Below are 226 nucleotides of genomic sequence, written 5' to 3' on the forward strand. Positions count from 1 at the left end.
GTACTAATTACCCGTGAGGCTTAACCATACAACGCCAAACGCGTTTTATGTGATAGTTGATAGCGCAAGAAGTTAATAGACTAAAGTAGATTTACTGAAAACTTTATTATCAGAATTCCAAATTTTAGTTAATTGCTAACGCGATTAACACCGTATTTGCTTGGTAACAATAGCGTTTTGGACCCACCTGACCCCATGCCGAACTCAGTAGTGAAACGAAACAGCG

The 226-nt window shown here is 38.9% G+C and carries 1 rRNA gene; it reads left to right on the forward strand.

Features of this window, described 5'->3' with window-relative positions:
- Nucleotides 1–159 precede the first annotated feature (159 nt).
- Nucleotides 160–226, forward strand: a 5S ribosomal RNA gene (gene rrf, locus H5154_RS24370); the annotation flags it as partial.

This window comes from Pseudoalteromonas sp. SR44-5, assembly GCF_014163675.1.
In the GTDB taxonomy this organism is placed as follows: domain Bacteria; phylum Pseudomonadota; class Gammaproteobacteria; order Enterobacterales; family Alteromonadaceae; genus Pseudoalteromonas; species Pseudoalteromonas rhizosphaerae.